At 36.9% G+C, this 4,205-nt stretch carries 5 protein-coding genes; all 5 read left to right on the forward strand.

The features are described from left to right. Nucleotides 1-121: 121 nt before the first annotated feature. Entirely contained in the window at nt 122-457 is a 336-nt protein-coding gene (locus PGW42_RS15615) for a DUF3784 domain-containing protein (RefSeq protein ID WP_173825769.1), read from the forward strand. A gap of 428 nt (nt 458-885) precedes the next feature. Further along, a complete protein-coding gene (locus PGW42_RS15620; protein ID WP_270204076.1) occupies nt 886-1,647 on the forward strand; it encodes an ABC transporter ATP-binding protein in 762 nt (253 codons plus the stop codon). A 168-nt stretch (nt 1,648-1,815) separates the two neighbouring features. Then, on the forward strand, nt 1,816-3,405 hold the full coding sequence (locus PGW42_RS15625; protein ID WP_330677078.1) for an ABC transporter permease: 1,590 nt from the start codon (nt 1,816-1,818) through the stop codon (nt 3,403-3,405). 255 nt (nt 3,406-3,660) lie between these two features. After that, nucleotides 3,661-4,020 (forward strand): ArsR/SmtB family transcription factor, encoded by a 360-nt coding sequence (locus PGW42_RS15630; protein WP_015512809.1) that lies wholly within the window; start codon nt 3,661-3,663, stop codon nt 4,018-4,020. Between the two features lie 59 nt (nt 4,021-4,079). Next, nucleotides 4,080-4,205, forward strand: a 126-nt coding sequence (locus tag PGW42_RS16200) for a heavy-metal-associated domain-containing protein (protein ID WP_270235179.1), incomplete at its 3' end; no start/stop codon positions are given.

Raw genomic sequence — 4,205 nt, forward strand, 5'->3', positions numbered from 1 at the left:
ACCTGCGACAAATCCAGTGTTTTCAATGGTTTGCGGAGAATTTAATAACAAAATATAACAGTTATTAAATTTCTTAAAACAGGTGAAATCTCAATCGGTATTTGTGAAGGAGGAATATACTATGAATATAGGGTTTTGGCTATGTGGAGTTTTGGTTATTCCATTTGTGATTATAGGAGTGTTATTTGCAATATTTAAAGAAAAAGCGACTAAATTTGTTTCGGGATTTAATTCATTACCGAAAGAAGAAAAGGCATTGTATGATAAAGCTCATATTTCTCGTGATATAAAAAATCAGTGTTTTACATGGGCTGGCATAATGTTAGTAGGAGCAGTGTTGTCTTATTTTTTAACACCATATATGGCTATTCCGGCTTTTATTATTTGGCTCGTTTTATTTTTCAAAGAGGTTCACTTTGACACGCACAAAGCATTTGAAAAATATTTATTAAAATAAATTCCAGATGATAAAGCAGAAGTATAGGGTTTGATTCATATGATTTCAGTAAAAAAACAGAGAATTACTGCTATTATGGTTTTAAGTTCCATCATGCTGATTTTACTTTTGTCGCTAAATTTCCGACTCTGGAGTGGATATTATGCAGAAGGGGATTTGGAAAGTATAGTCATACAGCAGATGGAATGTTTGGAAAAGTCAAATAGTGAAAACGATATAAGCGAAAGTATATGTTTGCATTTCTATGAGTGTATATGTTTCGGTGGAATAGAAATAATGGTGCTCTGGGTATATGATGGCTTTAAAGACCTCGGACAAGGTGAGTTTTGTTTCAGACCGGGAGTTACCCTTTGCAGTCTATCGGTTCGGATGGATGATTAAATACTTCTGATAATCAAATTTAAAATTTATTATCAGGAGGAACTTCGATGTATGTATTAAATGCAAATCATATTTCAAAAAGTTATAAAACTGCAGGAGAAACTATGCGGATTTTGCAGAATGTGAATCTGCAAGTTATGAAAGGAGAAATGGTTGCTATTATGGGACCATCCGGCAGTGGAAAGACTACTCTGCTCCATGTGCTGACCGGGGTTGACACACCGGACGATGGAGAAATCGTAATAGGAGGAGAAACATTTTCACAGCTTACGGAAGAAGAGAAGGCATTTTTTCGCAGAGAGCATATGGGAATGATTTTTCAGGATTTCCAGCTTTTGGAGAGTTTGACGGTAAAAGAAAATATATTGTTACCACTCATTCTTGAACGAAAAGAAGCAGACATCCAGCAAGAGCGTTTTTCAAGAATAGCGGATGTGCTCGGCATTGAAAAATTAGCTGACAAAGGAATTACGGAAATATCGGGAGGTCAGAAACAGAGAGTTGCGATTGGCAGGGCGCTGATCAATGAACCGGATATTATTTTTGGAGATGAGCCAACAGGAAGCCTTGACCGAAAGACCACCGGGGATGTGATGCGATGTATGAAACAGATGAATCAACGGTCTGGCATCAGCTTTCTGCTTGTGACACATGATGCTTATACGGCATCCTTTTGTGACCGGGTACTTTTTCTACAGGATGGGAATCTGGCAAAAGAAGTAAAGAAAGAGAACACTGCTGATAATTTCAGAGAAGATATATGGAAAACGCTGTGCGGTTTGGGAGGTGGAAAAGATGACCTTTTTTGATATTTCCCGAAAGATGCTGAAAGCTGGTTTTTACAAATATCGATTGTACTTTCTATGCAATTTATCTGCAACGGCATTATTCTGTTGTTTTGCAGTTATTTCCACAAACAGGACGTTTATGAATGCGTCGATTGTAAATTCATCAATATCCAATAACATTTATCTTCCATTTTTTCTGTCTGCAGTGTTTCTGTTTTTTTTCTTCCTGTTTCGTGTCAGGCATTTCTGGCATCAAGAAAACAGGAATACGGCGTGATGTTTTCTCTTGGCATGAGCCGGAAGGAAGCGTTTAGAAACTTACTTTTTGAAAATGTGATCATATCCGTGCTGGCATTAACAATAGCACTTGCGGCAGGAACTGTGCTGTCATTTTTATTTTTTTCCGTTATCATTTATGCAATAGATGTCCACGGAGTGCAATGGCAGTTTTGCCCGGAAGCATATAAGCTTACAGCAGTTCTATATACAGTAGTGGTGGCAGTTGCCTTTATCCTGAATGCCGGGAGACTTATGCTGGATAAAATCGGAACCCTGCTAAAAGCACAATATCGGGCAGAAAAAACAGGAAAGATCGGTACGTTCTTATGCAGACTTGCACCCAACTACATGAGGTTTCATCTGGTGGAATGGTCATTTGTCCGCAGACACAAGAAAGAATGGGGATGTAGGTATGTTTTAGCCTCTCTCATAATAGCGGTATCTGTTATGCTTACGGGGGTATGTGTGACTTTATATCCGGCTTTTCTACAGGATGCAAAAAGTTATTCTCCCTATGACATGGTGTACTCAGAAATCTATGGAATGAATCAGGTTTCAGTACAGGATGTCCTTCATATATTGGAGAAAAATGGTGTTACTGTAGAACAGGTCATTCAGCTTCCCTATATCAGAGATGGTGTTTTTAATTACCTTCCTGTGACAGAAATAAACCGGGATTTTGGATGTGATTATCAGATTCAGGAAGGCGAGTTTTTGAATTTGTTTCAGTACAATCTGGAAGATGGGTATGAACATAACATACAGCCAGTATCTACTGTAACGATTTCCGGGGACAGAAAGCTGCAATCTGTTGGAACAGATGTAAAGATACTGTTTAATCAAAATCCGGCCTTTGCAGATAAAACACTGATCATCAACGATTCTGATTTCGAAAAATTAAGTGCAGATATAACAGGTAGTGCTGGTATCGCAAACTTGTTTCAGTTTCAGAATTGGGAAGATTCTTATGCGGGAGTATGTGAAGTAAAAGAATATCTGCAGGAAAGCAATCAGTTGAATGAAGATGAGCAGACATATTATGAATTGTCTTCGAAGGTGGAGAAATACCAGGATGCAAAGAAATCAGGACAATTTTTATTATTTTTGATGGCATTTGTGATAGGGCTTATGATAATGGCTGAGTTTCTGTTAATTCATTCACGTATCCAGGCAGAGAAGGAAGAAAATAGCAGGGTCGTTTGTAGTTTGCGAATGTTGGGAATGATAGACAAGGAAATGGTAAAGTGCCTATGCTATAAGAATTTTCTAAGATTTATACCGCCATTGGTTGTGGGAACAATCCTTTCTTTCCTGCCAGCTTATTATCTGAATGAGAGTTATGGAATGGGGACGAATGGAATTCTGGCAGGAATCGTATTTGGAGTGATTTTGACAGTCGGAATATTCGTAGTGGTACGCAGGTATTCTGAAAAAGAAGAAAAACTTTATGAAAGCGGTTTTATAATACAAGGAAGAGGATTTTTCGAGAGGATTTTTTGATTATGGATAAGTAGAAAAAGATTCAAATCCTGTGTATAATTAAAAGATAAAGATAGAGACAACTCGGAATTTACAGGAAGTGTGACAAGAAAGCCAAAACGGTATATTGGGAAAAAAAGATTAAGAAAAGAATAAAGAGCTGGTTTTAATTGTAAAATTTATGTGGAACTAACATCAGCTTATTGACATAAATTTAAAAATAAGTATAATAATAGTTGAGTAATTGTTCAACTATTATTATTTGGAGGTGAATATATGTCAAAAACGTCTTATATTTGTAATTGCGATGTAATTCATGAGGATATTGTGAATGATGTGAAATCCAAGATGCAGCCAAAAGATGATTATATCCAGTTGGCTTCTTTGTTTAAGCTATTTGGAGATGGAACTAGAGTACAAATCTTACACGCTCTAGAACAGAGTGAGATGTGTGTATGTGATCTTGCAGTGCTACTGGGGGTAACAAAATCTGCAATTTCGCATCAGTTAAAGGCATTACGCCTAGCGAATCTGGTAAAATTCCGTAAAGAAGCACAGATAGTTTACTACTCGCTGGCAGATGATCATGTGAAAGAGATTATTGACAAGGGATTTGAGCATCTTTGGCAGAAATAATATTTTTTAATATTATAGTTGAGTAATTGAACAATTAAACAAATTATAAGGAGATTATCATGAAACGCATATTTCTATTAAAAGGGTTGGACTGTCCAAATTGTTCCGCAAAAATTGAAAAAGAAATCGGAGAGTTGGATGGAGTGCAATCCTCAGTGGTAAATCTGATGAAGCAGACGCTTACA

It is taken from the genome of Coprococcus sp. TM115-187, from assembly GCF_027679115.1.
Taxonomy (GTDB): Bacteria; Bacillota; Clostridia; order Lachnospirales; family Lachnospiraceae; genus Allocoprococcus; species Allocoprococcus comes.